The following is an 18,731-nucleotide window of genomic DNA, read 5'->3' on the forward strand; positions in this document are numbered from 1 at the left end:
TTCCAAAAAAACAAGGATCAGGCTTTAAGGGAGAGCCTAAATCCTTAACAATTCGTGCTGGCACCATTGCAAAGTTGAAAGAAAAAGCTGCATTTGGTTCCACCAACCATAAGAAAAATATGGTGAATGAGAAAAAAAGCAAGCAGAAAAAAGACAATAAAAAGGATCATTCTTCTTTTAGTGAAAAAAAAGAAGCATCAAAGAAACAATCAAAAAAAGATTCTTCCACGGAAGCGAGCAACAAAAAAACGCAGCAAAGATTCCAAAAGAAAAAAGAAGCGAAAAAAGCTGAAGCCTATAAAAATAAAGCAAAGTCCTCTTCCTTTTCGTCTAGTATAGCTAAAATTAGCACAAAACAATTTTTAGATAAAAGTTTATCAGCCTTGAATCAAGAGGAAGAAAATGAAGGGTTAGAGAAATTTCGTGGTACAGCGAAAAACAGTAATAAGTTGTTTAAAACAGCGAAAAAAACACGTGGTTTTGTGACAAAAAATGAAAAATTTTCTAAGTCTGTTACGTCAGGAAAGTTGGAAAGTATTCGTTTTTCAGCTGGAAAAGAAGGAGGAGCAGCAAAAAAGGTAGCCAATAAAGCACTTAAAAAATCAATGAAGCAAAGAACAACGTCTCAGATTGGTGCAACAATCAAAAAGACAGTTGTGCAAGGCGTAAGTAAAGCGATTAGTGTCGCAGCAACTAGTAACCCAATCGGCTGGATCGGTGCTTTATTGGGATTCCTTTTATTATTATTTATGGGTATGTTGTTGATGTTTAGTTCTGGATCCTCGTCTGCTTCAGATAAGGGATCTGTTTACGTGAAGCATTGGGACGGAAAGGATGCGTATCATTCGTCACTTCTTGCCCAACGATATGGGATTACGGCCAAACAAATAGATGAGTTTATCAAGAATGAAGGATATACGGTCGATGAACGAGCAACAGGAAAAGAATTTCTTCGTTTACAAACTCTGTCAGGAATCGATGTACGAATGTTGGTTGCTTTTGCGCAAATGGAATCCTCTTTTGGGACGGCTGGTGTGGCCAAAGAGTTCCCGAAAGCGAATATATTTGGGTATGGGGCGTTTGATAATGACCCAAATCAAGGTGCTTCATGGGACAATACACGGGCGGTTAAAGAATTCAGGAGTACACAAATTGACAGTTTTGGGAACAAAACGATTGCGATCATGGATGATCGTGCCAGAGCCTATCATAATAATACGCTAAAGCCTGGTCAGTTTGTGTATTGGACCGCTTTAGACGCAGGCAAGCCAAGAGCAGCAATAGCAGAAAAACTGGATAAGTGGATCGATGATCATGGCGGAACGCCTGACCCACCAGGTGGTTTTGGACCGACAGGTGGAGGAGGAGCTGGATTGGCTGTACTAGATAAATTGTTAGGGCAATCCGTTTCCGGTGAGTTCGGTGGTATGTCGGGGCAATGTTACGCCGTAACAGCGTATTATGCTCATTCAATTACACCAGAAATTATACTAAGAGGTCACGATGCAGCAAGTAGTATAGGGGATGATTATCCCTGGTCAAGTTGGAAATGGACAGTGGTAAAAAATCCTAGTTACAAAGATATTCGTCCAGGAGATATCATCAATTTTCATACCGGAGCGAATATGGGGACATGGGTTGCGGATAGTATGTATGGCCATACTGGTGTAGTTGGGAAAGTAATGGGAAACAATCAATTTTTATTATATGACCAAAACCCAGGACCTTTAAAAACTTGGACAGTTACCTATGTTCCTGGTGGAATATCTTCTGTGATACACCCACCAAAATAAGAAAGGAGAAAATTACTTATGCGAGATAAAAAGAGAATGAATCTATTCTTAGGGATAGGATTTACAGTGTTTATAGTCTTCTTAGTTGGCTTATGTTTTCTGAGTGTTCGAGTGATGAACTCAAAGAAACAAATTGTATTGCCAGAAACAACGCAAACAACAACCAATGAAACGTCTCAATCAGAACAGACAACAAGCAGCATGAAAGAAATCACGGAAAATAGTGAACTAGAAGAATTTTTAGAAACCTATTTTACCTGGGAATTAACAGAGGAATCGGTAAGTAATCGTGCAATTAAACTCGAAAATATGATGAGTGCAACCTGTTATGATCTGACAGAAATTCAGTCAGATAGGGAACAATTGACGAAAATGATTCAAAAGTATGAAAAAACAAAGGAAATCAACACGTCTAACTCCATGCAGCTAGTCTCCAGCAAATATCTTTCCTCACAGATTTATCAGGATACCAAAGACTCTTCTTCCTACTATGTAAAAGTGAAGATTGAGCAAAAAGCACCGTATCAAGAATCAGCCTTTCCAATGCAAGAAGATGTTCGTATCACGTTAAGAAATGGAAAGATTACTCAAATAAAAACACTAAATTCTTCTCAAAGGAGTGAACAAAATGGGCAAGAAAAAGAATCAAAGTAATTTAGAGCGATTTAAAGCTCGATTAGACGAAGCTGTTGAGAAAAGAGACAAGCTGAATGACGATATAAAAAAGTTGCAACAACAGATCACTGAAGAAGAAAACAAAGAGTTTCGTTCTGTTATCAATGAAACGAAGTTATCCTTTGAAGAAGCCCTGGTTCTTTTACGAAAAGGAACGAAAGATTCTGTGTTAGGAACGTCTTTTCCAACAAATAATCAGTCTTCAGAAACAACTAGTTCAAATCCTGTAGAGAAGGAGAATAGCCATGCGACTGTTTAATCGAAAACCAAAGTTTTTATATGAATTTTCAGGGGTCGATTCTTTTCACGAAAAAGAGATTGTGGATCCACATGAGCTAGTTAATCATATGATCGATGAAGATAATCGATTTAGACGTGATTATCTTGAAGGCAGCATTACAGTGTCAAAAGTGAAGAATGATAAGAACGGGCAAATTTATTACGCCGAGCGGTTTGATTTACCACAAGATGAGGGTTTTGATTGGTTAGCTGCATTATCTTCTTTTTTCGTTAAAAAGCCGCAAGAGTACGATTTTAGCTCACTCTCTTCAGAGCGTGAAAAAAAACCTTTGGATACTGATAAAGAAACAACTGAAACTGTACCAGAAACCAACAAATCTCTTACATTAGAAGACTTTGAAGCAACGCTTCAATCTGATTCACCAACTCAGAACGACGAGTTATCAGCTGTTCCTAATGAAAAACAGGCTCAAAATGAGGCTATATTAACGAATCAAAGTGAAGTAGCAGCTGTAAAAGTAGAAGACGAAGCAGAGGTGGTTCAGCTCACGAAAAGTGATTATGAAGCTTTAAGATCAGCTATACAGGAACAAAAACAGGAAACGGAGCGTTTGCGTGAAAAAATTAGCCAACAAGAAACGCCTTCAGTAAAACCAGAGCCAATCCCTGTTATTCCAATTGAAAAGGAAGCCCCTTCTGTGATCGAGAATCTTTTTGTACAGGAAACGGAGCCACCTAGCGTGGTTGTTCCTGATGAACTTGTTCCAGGCGTTCTTCGTTCAACTCAAACAGAGATTGATCAAGTTCTTTCCCAATTTGTTCAGACAGAAACAACAAAAATCGATGAAGAAATCCAACAATTAGATAAACGTGATCAAATTTCAGGAATTATTTCTGAACGTCTTCAATTAGAAGAAAAAGAACAGTTGGATCAGCTAAGCCAACAACAAGCAACCAAAAAGAATCAGCTACTTCAAGAAGAAAATCAACGTCACCAACAGAAAGTACAGGAAATTGAGCATACCTGCAAAGAAGAACATCAGAATAAGGCTGCCGAAATTCGGTCTACATTTGAAGAAAAAATCACTACAGGTATCAAAGAAGAATACGACAAACAAACAGAACAATTAGTTCGTGTCTTTCAAGGGAAAATGGAAGAACTTCAGTTACGCCAACAAGCTATGAATGACGGTTTAGGTACTATTCTTAGAGAATCACTAGAAAAATTCAATCAGCAGCATAACCAAGTGATCCAGGAAGTAGAGCGAAAAAAGCAGGGATCACCTATTGATTTGGAAGAGCAGCGAAAGCTGAAGCAAGCGTAATAACAACAAAAGGACACATTTTCCTGTGTCCTTTTTCGTGTATAGGAGATGATTTAATGGAAACCCAAAAATGCTATTTGATTTTGATAGTACCTTTGCTAGAGTCAATACCTTCTAGTAGTCTTTGGCTACAAGTGAGACGAGTAGAAATACAAGGAGAAGAATATTTTCAATTTGATTGGACGAGTGAAATCAGAGAGACTATTTATTTCGATTCCAAAGAAGAAGCACAAAAAGTTGCTGATAAGCATGCTGAGATTGTTCAACCACGATTTTGTAGCGTAGTTGAAGTTAAGCAGCATGATGTTAAATTTTTAGGAATTAGTAAGGGAAAAAAATTAGAAAATCTAAGGCTTCTTGACTATTAAGATCAAAATTGATGTAAAAGTTATCGTTTGATTCATTCAAAATAAATGATCCAAAAAAGTAAACTTTGCACTTTGTACCTACTCTAGCTTGTTTTTCTAAGAATTTTTCTTTGTTAGCGACACCTCTGTGAATCGAACTTCTTTTGTTCATGTTTAAAGTTGGTTTTGCAATAACATTCATTAATTCGCATTCACTTGTTAGCTTTAAATGGTAATATGGATTATCATTTGATCCCCATAAAGCAACCCAAGCGTCTGCAATGTAAATTTTTACAAGACCTTCTTCGAGTTCTGGATGGATTCGCAAATCATGAAAGTGATTTTCTAAGTTGAGAGGGACTCCTTGTCGATCTACGATATCAAAAAGTTCTCCTTGTCTAACTCTTTCGTAATAGTCAATTAAAGATTTTAGGGACTTTATTTTTTTATGAAGTTCCTTTTTTTTCGTGTTGTCTGTAGAGTCTCCATTAGAAGAAGTGTAAGAAGTTGATCCAGTAGGAGAACCGGTCACTGTTTTTGTAGTCTTTGAGTTAGATACTTCAACTAATAGTCCTTTGATTAAATCTAGTTCAACAGTGATTTTGCTGTTATTGCGTGTAAAAGAATAACTATCTTCCCTCTGACCAATTCTAGCAATTGCTTGTTCTTTCATTAAAGTACAACCAGCAGTATGACTTTGTTCAAGTTTAGCAGAACGATAATGAGGTGCTTGAATGTAATCTTTCTTGCCAAAATTTACTAAGATAAGTTGAAAATCACAGTCTTCTGAACATTGAAATTTATTATTTTCTTTCAATTTCTTTTCGATGGATAGTTGGTAGGCCTCGTTTGGTTCTAACGGTTTGTTTAATTCTAAAGAATAAGCATTTTTGTATACTTCTGACATTGTAAGACTCCTTTCAAGCTGACATTTTATAAAAATTATATCACAAAAGATTTGAGGTGAATGTATATGACAGAATATAATCCAAATCGACTCGTAGAAATGGCCAAACAAAAGAGTATTTTAGACGTTGCAAGTTCTCTTGGAATGGAATTAAAGAGAGAAGGGCGAAATTATGCATGGACAGAACACCCCAGTTTTAAGATAAACCCTGAAAAAAATTATTTCTCCTGGTTCTCAAAAGGAAACGAACTGCTAGGGAAAGACGTTATTGCAATGGTGGAAGTCGTAAACCAAATGTCTTTTAAAGAAGCGTTGCATTATCTACTAGAAGCAGAAGTAGGGACGTTTGATGTGACAAAGGTTCCTAAAAAAGAACCCTTTAAATATACTGTGAAAGAAGCAAAGATGTTTGATTACGCACGAAACTATTTGAAAGAGGAACGAGGTCTATCGGATGAAACGATAGACTTTTTTTTATCGAAAGGGGTGATGGCACAAGGGATCCATAAAGATTTTGAAACAGGGAAAACGGAGCCAATGATTGTATTCAAGCATTTAGACATAGACGGAAAGGTTGTCGGAGGTGCTAGGCAAGGGATTTGGATTAACAAAGAACTTTATCCAGAGAGAGGCCGGCTGAAGAAAAACTTGTATGGCAGCGGTACTACAGGCTTTGTAGTGGATATTGGTGATCGTTCCACTTTCAAAAAAGCAACGGTTGATCAACCTTTTAAAGTTTATGCCTTTGAAGCGCCTATCGATATGTTGAGCTACTACGAATTACACAAGGATACATTGAATAACTGTCGCTTAGTAGCCATGAACGGTTTAAATAAAGGCGTAATCTCACGAGCAATCGTTGAGGCTTTAGCTGTTGATTCTAATCAGGTAAAAACGATCGCTAAAGAAGTTAGGTTAGAAGAGTGGTTGCATAAAATTGACGATATAAACTTCAAAAATGGTCGATCCTACGGACAGTTAAAAATTATCTTAGCAGTTGATAATGACGAATCAAAATTTAATCCACAAACAGGAAAAATTGAAACACCAGGGAAAGATTTCTTTGAAAATTTTGGGTTAAAAGACATTGAAGTAATTCCTCATATGCCCAAGTGTCATGCTGGTCAGAAGAAAAATGATTGGAATGACGAACTGAAATATCAAAAAGGCTTGCTGAAGGAAAAAGAATCAGAAGTAACCCTTCAAAGCCTTATCGCAAAAGTTCAGGTGAAATCGGATCCAGTGGAAACGTTGGGTATGGAACTGTGAGAGGAGGTGAAAAGAATGGAGGAAGAAACATTCAATACAGGTAGTTTTAACCAGTATTTATTACAGCTGATTCAAGATCACCAAAAAGGACCCATTAGTGACTACAATAAAGGCGCTGTAACAGCCCTTTTAGAAGTGTCTGAAGAATTCCATAGACTAGTTGACGAAATGGACAGTCAAGAAGATCCGCCAGCTGTAGGGGGAACCACAAATGATCCAATAGAAGCAGATAATGACTAAAAGAAGGGAGTTTAGTGCATGGAAAATCAATTAACTTCTTTGATGAAGCAAAAATACGGAATGACCAAATCTTCTCCATTGGTCTTTACAGAAAAAGATACGTTATATACGTCGTTCCGAAAACTTGCAGACAATATTTACAAAAATGGTGAGTGGTCACCTGAAGATGAACGAGCTGCTGTTGATACCATGATACGGAATCAGCAAGGTCTTCCGGTAGGACAAGAAACACTGACCTGGCGTTCAAAAAATACAGAAGAACCGCAACCATTAACCATTACTATTCAGGAATTATCTGAAAAGGAAAAAAACTTCTTTGAAGCAAGAATTGACAGTAATCGCAGTGGCTATAAAGCAATTACTACTAAATATGATGAAACTAGTGGTGCTGAAGAAGTAAAAGAAAATTTCATTTTTTTAGATCCAACAAACAAGACCGGAACAAAACACAATCTAAGATACTATTACAATGCCGATGCAGATATTTATTGGGATGGTGACAGAGTAGATACTCGAACCTTTTTTGCTGAAGGGAATATGAATCGAGGAATCGGCTACGATAAGTTACAACGGGATATTCTGAAAGTGTATGACTCTCGATCAGAAGAATTATCTGAAGCAGGATTAAGTCGAACCGATTTAGAGAGACTTTTAAGAGATTTAACAAATCCAAAGTATTCGGGTAAAAAGTGGTCGTCAACCTTCAGAAAGCATGAGTATGGTGAACTAACAGACGAATTCTTAGAAACGCTGCCACGAGACGAGAGTGTCCAATATTGGCAAGTACCTCCAACAAAAGAACAACTGGAAGAAGGCCAGTATGATAATTTTAACTGGAGAGATATCACTACAGCTCCACATAGTCAAAATAAATTGAATTTAGATAAAGCACCTTATATCCTTGAAAGTACTGACGGGTTGAGTCGTAGATTTTTGTATCCTAATCGCATAAAGGATTACCGTAAACACAATCGAGCAGTCGATTTTATTGAAATTTATATTCAAGACACCTATGACGTTTTTCTTCAGAGAGAGTATGAAAAGGATATTGAAAAACAAGTTCGAGCTAGTGCATGGCAAACAAAGAAAAATATTAATAAAGAGACACAAGAATTAATGAACCAAACAAGCCTAAACGATCATTTTGGCTTTATTGAGGTAGATAATGACGTTGATTTGGCTCTTTTTGATCAGTTCGAGAAAGAAATGAATCGAATAAGTACTTTACTACCCAAAACACAATCTACCGCTGATTTACGCTTAAGAAAGCTAGGGAATTATCATGCATTGGGAATCTATCATCCCTTAACACAAACAATAGCGATTGATTTCAGAGACTATGAAGATTCAATCGGAGGAATTGGGATTCAATCCTTCGTGCACGAATATGGCCACTTTCTAGATTATACAAGTGAAGAGAAAATGTTGAGCTTAGAGGAAGATTTTCAACCATTTGTGGCAAGGTATAGATCGAATCTAACGAAGTTACCAAGTGATAGTGTTGTCCGGAATAAAGCAGCTTATTATGGTACGCCAACAGAAGTATGGGCTAGAGCATTTGAGGTCTACGTTTCAGATGCAGGACTGAAAAGTAGTTTCTTGCAGTCAGCTGATGATTATAAAATACAGGATGCTTACCTGGTATTTGATGAAACGATGAGAAAAGAATTATCCGATTATTTTGATCAACGATTCCCTGAATTAAAAAAATCTATTGAGATTATGAATGAACATTCAATAAATGAAGTGAAAGAACGCACTGAGGTAGAAGAAGAACAAAGTCAAGCGGATGTGTCTTCTGAAGAATATGAAGTTGAGTCAGAAGAAAGCGATACTGAAGAGAAAGTTAAGGAAACTACTACTTCTATCGATAAACAAAAAAATGAGCAACTTGAAAAATGGAATAGTCTTTCTAGAGACGTGCAAAATGAAATTACGGTTATTTACGGTGAAAATCCTGTAAATTTTCAATTAGCATTAGAAAAACACGGATTAGAAGACGTTCATGAGGTTTTTACAGGCCTTGATTCTGTTGTCCATAATGAATGGATTAGACGGTATACAGAAGAGCTGGCAGCCCTTGTAAAACCATTCAATGAGGAAAGAAAAGAATGGTTGAATCATTATGGTGATGGGAAAACTATGTACATTCCAGAAAGCTTATGGGAAACAGCCGAAAAGCTTGGAATGATGGAGAACTATCCTAAAGTAGAAACTAATACTGAAGAATTTATTGATGTAGCAAATGAAGAATTAGACGCTATACCACAAGTTAATGAAGAACAGGACAGCGAGACTGAAAATACTCTAGTAGATGAAAACGATAATAGCCGTTTAGCACAAGCAAAAAGAAAACTTAATCGCTTGGAAAAAGAACTTAATGGAAAAATTGATCAAGTATATGCTCACCAACGTCTGACTAATGGTCAACCAATGAATGACAAGCGAAATGGACAGTCCTGGTTTAATCGAAAAGAACAACTTGAAAATTCAGCACAAAATCTTTCAAAAGAAATTGAATCACAGAAAGAACGTGTGGCCAAACTTGAATGGGCTGTGAGAGCTAAGGCTAGAGGAATGAATAAACAAGGTGGCTTAATTATGAGTGTTGATAATATTCCTCGTATTAAAGCTGAGATAGAGAAATCTAAGATAGGAGAATCACACTACTCTAGAGAAACAATTTTGAAATATGAAAAACAACTTAAATTATTGGAAGTCGAAAAAGAACAATCGAAAGTAGCTGAAAAGAACCTAAGCAATCATGCTGCAAGACTTATTGAGAGCGGAGAAATTACACAATGGGCTAAAAAACCAACCATATACTTTGTTAAAGGACTACGTAAAGTTGCCTTAGAGCTAACAATGGAGGGAGACTTCAAACAGTCCGAAAATTATCTGCCGCAAACAGATAAAGAAAAGTATCGTGTCGAAGAACTACTATTGGGCAATGAAAAATCGAAAGAGGGTGCCAACATGGCGGAAAAAGATCAAGTAGTAGAAAGTATTGATGGAGAAAAAGATCCTAAAGATGCATTTAGAAATTTTTATGAAGAACTCAATGATAATGAGAGAGAATATATTCAACTATTGAACGATTTTAATAGAGAAAAGTTAGACAATCACTTTGCTGATTACTCTATTAATCATAGTCATGAAGCAAAACTAAGTTTGGAAGAATTCTCAAAAAAATTAGATCCTACACGTATTGAAGAATTAAAAGTCAATTACACAAACCTTGTCAGTACAAGTATTTCTAAAGATGATTCAATGTTACACATGGACTCGTTGTATAAAGTCACGAACGAAATAGACGAAGAAAAGAAAGAAGAAAGAGAAAGAGAACTCTTAATTAATAAAATTAGTCAACTTTCTTCTGAGCAAAAACAGTATTTGGAGCTAAAAGTAAGTAATACTCTTTTATCGGAAGAGATATCGAATCTCAATGAAGGAATTATTGAAGAGGGTTCCTATAAAGAATATTACGAAAGTCAACTTCAGGATACCACGAATATTAGTGAATCAATTTCTAATTCCGAAAAAAGAGTCAATGAGTATGAGGCTATTTTATCTGAGGCTGAATCAAACTTAGAAAAATTAGATCATGCGCTTTCCGAAGATGAAAAGCAACAAATTGAAGAGCTTCTCTCAACAATTCCTTATGATGATGTACAAGAATATATGGAAAAGGCAGTACAAGCTACAACTGAATTAGACCAAACGAAAGAGAATTCAACGGGTGAACATAGCCTAGAGAGTTCTCTTTCTTCTGTTAATGAAGTAGGAGATAATCGTTATTTTCAAGTGGAATTTAATGAATCAAACCCTGATATTGGAATCAATCGGTATCAAGGAGAGATCGTGACCCCAGAGTTGATTTCAGAATTACAATCATTGGAAAGTTTAGCAGCTGACGAGTCAAAATCCTTTAAGTTTTATTTTGATGAGGTCGTTGATGGTGATGTTGTTAAACACCATAGAATGGACTTAGGAGATCAAGAAGGAATTAACAAACCAATGTATGGATTGCTAAGAGAAGGCGCAGTGAGTAAACGAAGAGCAATGCAAATTAGACCAAATAGAGTTGTTGTAGGCGGAAGAACTGCTCAAAGACAAACTAAAATGTCTTTAGATGATCAACAGACCGATCGCTATTTCCGTGTAGAGTCCAATGAAATGGACCAACGAGTATTTTCTACTGATTACAGTGGCAAAGTTGTTACGAAAGATTTTATTACTGAAATGTATAAATTAGAAGGAAAAGCTACCTATCCAGAAGCTTCAAGTGAGTTTGTATTTGCTGAAGTAACAAATGGAGAAGTTACTGATCACGCTGAAATTGAAGTTGGCCGAAACTTTGCTGAAAATAAATTAATCTATGATCGCTTATCTGAAGCAGCAGTGAGCCAAGAAAAGGCAAAAGAGCTTGAAAATGTGCAACCAATTCAACCTTCTTCTACCGAATTGAACGAAACAGTGAAGAACAATCCTGATTTCAATAAGATCATGAAGGCAAGTTCTTCTGAGTATCTCAGTGATTTTAAACTAGCTTTAGACGAAGTGTTTGATGTTATGGAAGAAAAGGAAGAAGGAACGAGTCAATATCTCACACGTGCCGAAATCGACTCATTATTAGATGAACATTTGACTAAGATCGAAAAAATGATTTCAAGCTACACAACCGCTGCTGCTGCATTAGAAAATGCAACGAAAGAGCAGAAATCAACATTCCTACAAGAAATGTTGAAAAATATTAAAGCTGAAGTAACGCAATTCAAGGAGAACTTGCTGCGTACATTGACCACTAAAAAAGACAACGTGATTTACAATGTTCAAGATAAAACGGATACGTTGCGAATCAACGTTAAGAATTCGATCAACAGCCGTATTCTAAAAGTAAACGACTCTATTAGAAAAATTGTTGAAAAAGTAGATCAAACATTTGTATTGGAAGAGAAAGAATTGCGCTCGAAAATCGATTCTAAGACCACAGAGGAGCAAGTAAAAGAAACGACAGAACAATCTGTTGAAACCCCTGAAAGTCCGCTAGAAGAGAAGATAGAGCTGCCAAAAGAAAAAGAAGAAGCAACGCAAACTTCTCTTGATCATGAACCTACGGTAGAAACAAAAGTGGAAGATCGAATACCTGCTTCAAAAGTAGATGAAAAGAAAGAAATAGAGAAATCTGTTGAACCAGCTGACGAGGATTCTATTGAGAAAACTGATTCCATTCCTGATAACAATCAACCTGATAAGGAAATTATTGATCATGAACCAACACAAAATAATTACACCGAACAGATTGAGCAGTTAAGTAAACAACTAAATCTGAAGATTACTGATGATGACAGAAAAGCAATCGAAGGATTGTCTACAGAAGAAAAAGAAGGATTGATCCAGGAATTAACTACAACTATTTCAGCAAGTTCAAAATCAGTTTCTACTGAAGAACCTGAGCTTGAAGTCGGATAAAAGGAGGCGCTTAGGATATGCCCACATTATTTCCTGAAGATTATGAAAAAGCAGCTATTGCCAAAAAACGAAAGTTGACTAAGTTTTTCAAAGAAGAAAGCGAAGTAACGGCATTGGCTATTGCTCTTCATGCACATGAAATTTATGACTATCTAAGGCAACAGGGCGTTGAAAAACCTAATCGTCTATTTGTTGAGGCATTTCAATATGCCTCAACAACTTTAGATGTTCCTTATGATATCATTGATGAAGCATTTTTGACTCAAACGAGATTAACAGAAAAAACACTCTTTGACGTTTCACAAAAGTTTAATCCCAAAGCAACGCTTCCTCCAGTTAAAGAATTACCACAAGTCCCTATTACGATTGATTTTTATAAACTTGTTGTTGCTCTTTTCGAGAAGCTTCCTGCTTCATTTTGGGAACAGTTCCGCAAGAAAGATAACGTACTTTCTAAAAATGTTAAGCAACTGTATGATCTAGAAGCACTTTTACAATCATTCTTACAAGAGGTGTGGTCAAAAACAAAAGCAGAAATAGAAGCAAAAAAAGAACCAACTCTTGAAGAAGCTCGCCAAATGTTTCTCGCCTATTTTTACCGAAATGATCAGAAGTATTATCGGAAAGAAACACAAGAAATGTTGTTGAATTGCTTTGATAAATGTTTGGAAGCACACTCGACAAAGAATGTTCACCTCGATGAAACGCTCAAACGTCTGTTAGAAGAAAGTGATTCGGAAGGAATTGCTGCTTACGTAGTTGATCACTTAGATGATTGGACCGAACAGGAAAACTACAAACGATTCTTAAGAAGTATTACTAAAACGAAAAACCTATCATTAATGAATCAACTGCTATTGCTTTACCAACGTTCTGAAGCTTCTGAAACAAAAGAGGTACATGATTGGATTCGAGAAGTTCGATCACTGAAAGAAGGAGCAACTCCGATTTTTCTTTTTGGTGAGAATGCGCATAAAGTAAATGGCGATACTGGAGAAATTATTGAAGAAAAACGGTTATCGTTAACAGATCATGAACAACTGCCGATCGTTCCCTATTTTGAAAAATCAGATACGGAAGGAAGAGGAACAAAAAACAAAAATGAAACAAGCCCCACTCAACTATTTCTGATTTTTGAAAAGATGAGTAAGCAAGAAATCATTTTTGATCGAGTGGAAAAATCTACGGTTGATGACTATAAAATTCGGTTAAAAGCAGATCAAAGTGAGCAGCAAACGTTGCAAGATTTGCTTGTTTGTCTTATTGAAAAAGAAGAACCTGAGCATAATAAGATTATACGTTTTGAAAATCAAAGCGTAGCTTCTGTCCTTTGTATGGTATTTGGAATGGATCCATTACCACTTGATTTTGAGGTGTTAGACAACCTTCGGTCTCTAGAAAATGGCAAAGTAAAAATTCAACGTGTATTAACAAAAGTAATTTTTAGAAGTGAACAATTCTTAAAAAGGTTTGAAACACACTTAAACGAAAAAGAACCTATAAAAATTCGTGCAACGTTAGAAGAAGAAATCAAGCAAGCCAGAGAATTACAAAGTCAAGCAATGGCCAATATTTCAACCAGTAAAGAAAACAAAGCAGAGAAAAAATCAGATACGCCATTTAGCATGAGCGACTATTTAGAAAAATTCAAAGATGGAACAGAAGGCAATAATGATGATGGAAGCAATAAAGAAGCGGCCACTTAGTCAGTATTATTTATGGCGTGTTTGTCAAAATTATACTGAAGGTGAGAAAGAGGATTCAGAGATCCTTACAGTAAAAAAAGTGATTGGCCAATTAAAGGCAGAACGACGTAATCTTGAAAAATTAAACGATCAAACGATCAGTGTTCATATTTCAAGTTTAGCTTTTTTAGAAGAGTCGTTGAAGGAACTATCAGAAGAATCGTTACAAACGCTCCTACAGGAAGTTCAAAAAAAGTATTTGCCTAGTGAAGCAGTAAATGAAAAGAAATGGGGTTTGGGGCATGCCCCAAAATTAAAAACAAAAAAAGGCAAATTTGAAAATCTGTGATTTTCAAATTCTGCTTTTTTTATTTTTTTCGTAAGGTGTACCCACCTTGCTATGCTTGCCAGAGAACGAGCCTCCGCTCAGGGAGCGGACGGTTTTACGGATCGTCTCTGTAGCAAGGCGAAGCCTTGCGTGACGATTTTCAACAAAGTTTGGAGATGAATGTATGAAAAGGAAGAACCTGTTTCGCAGTGAGATGCTGAAAGTATATGTAACAGAGGACGAAAAAAAACAAATTACTAAAAATATGGAGATTGCTGGTCTAAAAACACTTACCAATTATATTCGCATGATGGCACTAAACGGTAGGGTTATCAAAATTGATTTTTCCACACTAAAAGAATCACTTGCTGAAACAGGACAGTATGTCTCTGAACTTAACAGAATTGGAAATAACTTGAATCAAATCGCTCATAAGCTCAATCAAACGGATATCGTTGAGAGAGAGGATGTTGAGTTTCTGGTTTCTGAGTTTGCCAAAATGAAAAGCAATTACAATCAGAGTCAGGAAATATTACTTAGAGAAATACAAAAAGTTACGAGGAGTGAGTAAATTGCCAACGACAAAAGCACTCACTGTTAAGGGAGAAAAGAATTTAAAACGAGCTATAGAGTACATTTTGAATCCTGAAAAAACAAAAAATCAAACATTAACTAGTGGGCATAAAATTAATGCAGTGAACAACGCATTTTTTGAAATGAACTTAACAAGGAAATTAGCTGAGAACGTTCTAGGACAGTCGAATAAAAAATCAAATGATGAAGTTATTGCACGACACCTTATACAAAATTTTGATCCGAATGATAATCTTACGCCAGAAGAAGTACACGAAATAGGTAGACAGACAGCGACAAAATTTTGATCCGAATGATAATCTTACGCCAGAAGAAGTACACGAAATAGGTAGACAGACAGCGCTTGAATTTTTAGGTGATGAGTATGAGTTTGTGATTGCTACGCACGTTGACAAAGATCATTTACACAATCATATCATTTTTAATACTACGTCAACTGTAGATTTAAAAAAATACAGATGGCAAAGAGGAACAGCTGCGCATTTAAGAAATTCCTCTGATAAGGTTGCTGAGTATCATGGAGCTATGATTCTAGAATCTGTAAAGAAAAACTCATACACCAAATACCAAGAATACAGAAGAAAATATGCTTTTCGTTTTGAGTTGAAAGAACGACTCAACTTTCTTTTGAAACATAGTACAAGTTGGGATGATTTTCTAATTAAAGCCAAACTGTTGAGTATTGAAGTTGATCCAAACCATAAATCAAAAGAATATGGACAAGTGATCAACTACAAATTATTGGATATGCCACAAAAACGTCCTGCTCGTGATTACACGTTAAATAAGAAACACCGAATCTATAATGTAGAAAATATTCTTGAACGGACTAGCAAAAATGATCCAGATGCAGTTTTTCATGTGAGCGAAATTGCTCAAAAGTATGCAGAACAAAAAGCGGAGAAAGAAGAACTACCTGACTTAACTTTTGTTATTGAGCCGTGGCAAATACAAAAAGATACAATGACGGGAATTTATGTGGAAGTTGCGTACAGTCGATATGAAACAGGGGTAATAAAGATTCCTGATTATAAATTGGATCAACGAGAAGATGGACGATATGAAGCTCATTTTAATTATAAAGATACATTTTATTTTTGGAGTGACGATCAAGCGAACAAAAATAAATTTGTCAAAGGTTCTAGTTTGGCAAGCTATCTTTCTGGTGAAAGTGGATTAGTACCAAAACGAAAAAATTCAGCCATTCAACAAGTAAGAGAAATGGTCACAGCGTTAAATATTCTATCTGCAAGACAAGTCAGCAGCCAAAATGCTCCAAAAGTTTTAGGTAAAGATTTTCATGATAACTTTGAAGCAGTTCAGTTTGCAAGAAAAACACTAAAAGAAAAACTTTATAAAGCAAATGAACAACTTAAATATGAACCAAACAATCCTGAGTTATTAAGCAAAGTGAAGGCTTTGCGAGAAGAAAACAATGATCTAGAGAAGCAAGTGAAAATATTTGAGAAACAACTCAAAGCATATGATGCTGCTATGGGAATTCTTACAGATAAAGGAATGAGAGAACCAGGTGAATTTGAAAAATAAAATTGAAATAGCAACAACAAAAGAATAATAGAGGATGAATAAATATGATCCAATACACAGCTCGAGAATATAAAAATAGTCGTGTCACAGGAAGGATAAAAAATTTTAATGCTGAAAATGAATTGCTAGAATTTCTTAAATCGAATGAAGGAAAATCATATCGTGGGGAAGTTTTAAGACCAGTTATCTTGTGTAAGAGTTGTATTCATATACTTAAAGGTAGTGAAAAAGTATACTGTCGTGATTGCCAAAAAGAATTAAAAATGAAGGGGAAATATTTTTGTACTCGTTGTGAAAATATTTTAGAGTCAAAAGAAGAAGGTGAGAATTATTGCCTAGATTGTTATGAGATCCTAGCCCAAGAATGGGAAGATAAGCTATTAGATGATCATACTAGAAGATAAAAAAGACTTCTTCGTTTATGTTCTAGGAATTTTAGTGGATCGGATTCTTAAAAGATGGAGTTGATTTTTTTAAAAGTAATAAGCACTTGCGTTTCTTTTTTTCTAAAGAATGTGAAAAAAGAAATCTTGACGTAATAAAAAAAGACAAGAATCAATTGCTGCATGCGTAGCGTATAATGCATGGGAAAATAAATGGTTATCTCCTGATTGATTATGAACAAAAAAATAAGAACTCACATAGGTGGGTTCTTATTTTTTATTTATTTGTTTTTTTGTCTTTGCATATTCTTCTAATTGAGATTTCAAATACAATTTAACTTTTGCAGGACCTTTACCTTCAGTTTCAAAAATTGGATGGATATGCCCCATTAAAACAGATTGATTAAATGCAACAGAAGTTTGATCAGTTATTAGTATAGCTTCATTTTTTGTTAATACATTTTCTTTAAGGAATTCTTTGAACTCTTCTAATTCTTGTTCGTTGGATAAATCAATATTCATATTCATTCTCCTTAGTAATATATAAGTAATAGTATAAAGAAAAAAGAAAAAAAAAGCAACAACATAGTTGTACTTATATATAAGTAATGATATAATAAGGTATAAGGAATTAAGAAAAGAGGAATAAATATGATAACAAAAGAACGAAAAAAAGAACTGAAAAAAATGTTTCTTGCAACTCAAAAAGCACTAGAAATCAAAAAAGAATTAGCTCTCTTTTACCTGTATTTAAGAGGATGGATACTCGCTTTTCCAGAAGAAGGTTCCAAAGATGCACAGCTTATGATCAGCATTAAAGACGTCATAAAAGCACATGATATCTCATTAGATGTGATGCTAGAAATTGATCATAAGTATACCGTTAACCTAATTAAGGAAAGTTTAGTTCAACAGCACTTAGCACTTGCTAAAGTGTTAACAGCAATGAGTGAATGTGGCTTGGATAATTTACCTTCGTGGGATTCGGATACATGGACTATCAGTGCAGTTCATAATCTTTTCGTGGACCTTGAATATGTACTTAATGAAAATGAACTTGAAATCATTTATCCATAAGGAGGAACTTCAAATGAAGATAGTAGACAATTTTTGGTCAGGAAAAAGAAAACTTAAGGAAAATCACCCTCTTACAAAAGAAGAGGGTGAAGCAATCCTGTTCGTTCTTACTGAAGTTGACGAAACGTTGGTTCCGACACCAAGAGAAGTGGAATTTTACGCTGAAGCCAAACAAACGTTAGAACATTTCAACAATCGAGATCAGCAAGAATCTTTATACAGCTACTTTGAACCTGTAGTCAAACAGTTTGAAAAAAATATGAAAAATTATTGAGAGTAGCTTAGGCTACTCTTCTAAAAAGGAGAGACTTTAAATGATCAATAATGTTGTATTAGTCGGACGACTCACGAAAGATCCTGATTTACGCTTTACACATAGTGGTTCAGCAGTTGCAACGTTTACTTTAGCAGTAAACCGTAACTTTACAAATGCAAATGGAAATCGTGAAGCAGATTTCATCAACTGTGTTATCTGGCGTAAACCTGCTGAAACAATGGCGAACTATGCGCGTAAGGGTACATTGTTAGGCGTAACAGGTCGTATTCAAACTAGAAACTATGAGAATCAACAAGGTCAACGTGTTTTCGTCACTGAAGTTGTGTGTGAAAATTTCCAATTGTTAGAATCACGAGCTACCGCTGAACAAAGAAACAATTCTATTGGTAACGATCAACCCAATTCGTTTCAGAATAATCAACCCAATTCTAATTATGATACCCATACTCAACGTCATTCTCAGGACAATAAGTGTATGCCTGATTTTGCTAGAAGTTCAGATCCATTTGTTGGAAGTGGATCAACGATTGATATTTCTGATGATGACTTGCCCTTTTGAAGATGTTGTTAA

At 35.6% G+C, this 18,731-nt stretch carries 19 protein-coding genes; 17 read left to right on the forward strand and 2 right to left on the reverse strand.

What is annotated here, in order from left to right:
- The 5 genes from IGI43_RS16035 to IGI43_RS16055 all read left to right on the forward strand — a co-directional run.
- Window positions 1-1,793 (forward strand): CHAP domain-containing protein (locus IGI43_RS16035; RefSeq protein ID WP_438758872.1); only part of this gene is annotated, 1,793 nt, incomplete at its 5' end.
- Between the two features lie 18 nt (window positions 1,794-1,811).
- The gene (locus tag IGI43_RS16040) at window positions 1,812-2,447 is read left to right on the forward strand and encodes a hypothetical protein (RefSeq protein ID WP_438758873.1); all 636 of its coding nucleotides are present in this window, start codon (window positions 1,812-1,814) and stop codon (window positions 2,445-2,447) included.
- Window positions 2,422-2,727, forward strand: coding sequence for a hypothetical protein (locus IGI43_RS16045; protein WP_438758874.1), 306 nt, complete (start codon window positions 2,422-2,424; stop codon window positions 2,725-2,727). The genes IGI43_RS16040 and IGI43_RS16045 overlap by 26 nt, the downstream gene beginning before the upstream one ends.
- Window positions 2,714-4,033, forward strand: coding sequence for a hypothetical protein (locus IGI43_RS16050; RefSeq protein WP_438758875.1), 1,320 nt, complete (start codon window positions 2,714-2,716; stop codon window positions 4,031-4,033). The genes IGI43_RS16045 and IGI43_RS16050 overlap by 14 nt, the downstream gene beginning before the upstream one ends.
- Window positions 4,034-4,089: 56 nt before the next feature.
- A complete protein-coding gene (locus tag IGI43_RS16055) occupies window positions 4,090-4,401 on the forward strand; it encodes a hypothetical protein (protein WP_438758876.1) in 312 nt (103 codons plus the stop codon).
- Here the strand turns inward: IGI43_RS16055 and IGI43_RS16060 are convergent.
- Window positions 4,355-5,287, reverse strand: a complete 933-nt coding sequence (locus IGI43_RS16060) for a hypothetical protein (protein WP_438758877.1) — start codon at window positions 5,285-5,287, stop codon at window positions 4,355-4,357. The genes IGI43_RS16055 and IGI43_RS16060 overlap by 47 nt on opposite strands.
- Window positions 5,288-5,353: 66 nt before the next feature.
- Here IGI43_RS16060 and IGI43_RS16065 point away from each other — a divergent pair, with 66 nt between their 5' ends.
- The 9 genes from IGI43_RS16065 to IGI43_RS16105 all read left to right on the forward strand — a co-directional run bounded on the left by IGI43_RS16065 (window position 5,354) and on the right by IGI43_RS16105 (window position 16,827).
- Window positions 5,354-6,556, forward strand: a complete 1,203-nt coding sequence (locus IGI43_RS16065) for a hypothetical protein (protein ID WP_438758878.1) — start codon at window positions 5,354-5,356, stop codon at window positions 6,554-6,556.
- A 15-nt stretch (window positions 6,557-6,571) separates the two neighbouring features.
- Entirely contained in the window at window positions 6,572-6,796 is a 225-nt protein-coding gene (locus IGI43_RS16070) for a hypothetical protein (RefSeq protein WP_438758879.1), read from the forward strand.
- Between the two features lie 18 nt (window positions 6,797-6,814).
- A complete protein-coding gene (locus tag IGI43_RS16075) occupies window positions 6,815-12,268 on the forward strand; it encodes an LPD1 domain-containing protein (protein ID WP_438758880.1) in 5,454 nt (1,817 codons plus the stop codon).
- 17 nt (window positions 12,269-12,285) lie between these two features.
- Window positions 12,286-13,974 (forward strand): hypothetical protein, encoded by a 1,689-nt coding sequence (locus IGI43_RS16080; protein ID WP_438758881.1) that lies wholly within the window; start codon window positions 12,286-12,288, stop codon window positions 13,972-13,974.
- Entirely contained in the window at window positions 13,943-14,302 is a 360-nt protein-coding gene (locus tag IGI43_RS16085) for a hypothetical protein (protein WP_438758882.1), read from the forward strand. The genes IGI43_RS16080 and IGI43_RS16085 overlap by 32 nt, the downstream gene beginning before the upstream one ends.
- Before the next feature lie 163 nt (window positions 14,303-14,465).
- On the forward strand, window positions 14,466-14,852 hold the full coding sequence (locus IGI43_RS16090; protein ID WP_438758883.1) for a plasmid mobilization protein: 387 nt from the start codon (window positions 14,466-14,468) through the stop codon (window positions 14,850-14,852).
- Window position 14,853: 1 nt separating this feature from the next.
- Window positions 14,854-15,162 (forward strand): relaxase/mobilization nuclease domain-containing protein, encoded by a 309-nt coding sequence (locus tag IGI43_RS16095; protein ID WP_438758884.1) that lies wholly within the window; start codon window positions 14,854-14,856, stop codon window positions 15,160-15,162.
- A gap of 37 nt (window positions 15,163-15,199) precedes the next feature.
- On the forward strand, window positions 15,200-16,423 hold the full coding sequence (locus IGI43_RS16100) for a relaxase/mobilization nuclease domain-containing protein (RefSeq protein WP_438758975.1): 1,224 nt from the start codon (window positions 15,200-15,202) through the stop codon (window positions 16,421-16,423).
- Between the two features lie 44 nt (window positions 16,424-16,467).
- A complete protein-coding gene (locus tag IGI43_RS16105; RefSeq protein WP_438758885.1) occupies window positions 16,468-16,827 on the forward strand; it encodes a hypothetical protein in 360 nt (119 codons plus the stop codon).
- Between the two features lie 249 nt (window positions 16,828-17,076).
- Here the strand turns inward: IGI43_RS16105 and IGI43_RS16110 are convergent, their stop codons facing one another.
- Window positions 17,077-17,328 carry a hypothetical protein gene (locus IGI43_RS16110; protein WP_438758886.1) on the reverse strand — a complete coding sequence of 84 codons (252 nt, stop codon included), beginning with the start codon at window positions 17,326-17,328 and terminating at the stop codon, window positions 17,077-17,079.
- A gap of 129 nt (window positions 17,329-17,457) precedes the next feature.
- On the opposite strand from IGI43_RS16110, the gene IGI43_RS16115 reads away from it, so the two are divergent.
- The 3 genes from IGI43_RS16115 to ssb are packed head-to-tail and all read left to right on the forward strand — an operon-like array spanning window position 17,458 to window position 18,719.
- Window positions 17,458-17,883: a hypothetical protein gene (locus IGI43_RS16115; RefSeq protein WP_438758887.1), complete on the forward strand. Its 426-nt coding sequence runs from the start codon at window positions 17,458-17,460 to the stop codon at window positions 17,881-17,883.
- Between the two features lie 13 nt (window positions 17,884-17,896).
- Window positions 17,897-18,157, forward strand: coding sequence for a hypothetical protein (locus IGI43_RS16120; RefSeq protein ID WP_438758888.1), 261 nt, complete (start codon window positions 17,897-17,899; stop codon window positions 18,155-18,157).
- Window positions 18,158-18,197: 40 nt separating this feature from the next.
- Window positions 18,198-18,719, forward strand: coding sequence for a single-stranded DNA-binding protein (gene ssb / locus IGI43_RS16125; RefSeq protein ID WP_438758889.1), 522 nt, complete (start codon window positions 18,198-18,200; stop codon window positions 18,717-18,719).
- Window positions 18,720-18,731 lie beyond the last annotated feature (12 nt).

Origin of the sequence: Enterococcus sp. AZ126 (assembly GCF_051714545.1) — a bacterium.
Lineage (GTDB): Bacteria > Bacillota > Bacilli > Lactobacillales > Enterococcaceae > Enterococcus_L.

Bases quoted from the DNA above. Each gene is read 5' to 3' on its own strand.
- IGI43_RS16040 (WP_438758873.1), top strand. From the start codon at position 1,812: ATGCGAGATAAAAAGAGAATGAATCTATTCTTAGGGATAGGATTTACA.
- IGI43_RS16045 (WP_438758874.1), top strand. From the start codon at position 2,422: ATGGGCAAGAAAAAGAATCAAAGTAATTTAGAGCGATTTAAAGCTCGA.
- IGI43_RS16050 (WP_438758875.1), top strand. From the start codon at position 2,714: ATGCGACTGTTTAATCGAAAACCAAAGTTTTTATATGAATTTTCAGGG.
- IGI43_RS16055 (WP_438758876.1), top strand. From the start codon at position 4,090: ATGGAAACCCAAAAATGCTATTTGATTTTGATAGTACCTTTGCTAGAG.
- IGI43_RS16060 (WP_438758877.1), bottom strand. From the start codon at position 5,287: ATGTCAGAAGTATACAAAAATGCTTATTCTTTAGAATTAAACAAACCG.
- IGI43_RS16065 (WP_438758878.1), top strand. From the start codon at position 5,354: ATGACAGAATATAATCCAAATCGACTCGTAGAAATGGCCAAACAAAAG.
- IGI43_RS16070 (WP_438758879.1), top strand. From the start codon at position 6,572: ATGGAGGAAGAAACATTCAATACAGGTAGTTTTAACCAGTATTTATTA.
- IGI43_RS16075 (WP_438758880.1), top strand. From the start codon at position 6,815: ATGGAAAATCAATTAACTTCTTTGATGAAGCAAAAATACGGAATGACC.
- IGI43_RS16080 (WP_438758881.1), top strand. From the start codon at position 12,286: ATGCCCACATTATTTCCTGAAGATTATGAAAAAGCAGCTATTGCCAAA.
- IGI43_RS16085 (WP_438758882.1), top strand. From the start codon at position 13,943: ATGATGGAAGCAATAAAGAAGCGGCCACTTAGTCAGTATTATTTATGG.
- IGI43_RS16090 (WP_438758883.1), top strand. From the start codon at position 14,466: ATGAAAAGGAAGAACCTGTTTCGCAGTGAGATGCTGAAAGTATATGTA.
- IGI43_RS16105 (WP_438758885.1), top strand. From the start codon at position 16,468: ATGATCCAATACACAGCTCGAGAATATAAAAATAGTCGTGTCACAGGA.
- IGI43_RS16110 (WP_438758886.1), bottom strand. From the start codon at position 17,328: ATGAATATTGATTTATCCAACGAACAAGAATTAGAAGAGTTCAAAGAA.
- IGI43_RS16115 (WP_438758887.1), top strand. From the start codon at position 17,458: ATGATAACAAAAGAACGAAAAAAAGAACTGAAAAAAATGTTTCTTGCA.
- IGI43_RS16120 (WP_438758888.1), top strand. From the start codon at position 17,897: ATGAAGATAGTAGACAATTTTTGGTCAGGAAAAAGAAAACTTAAGGAA.
- ssb (WP_438758889.1), top strand. From the start codon at position 18,198: ATGATCAATAATGTTGTATTAGTCGGACGACTCACGAAAGATCCTGAT.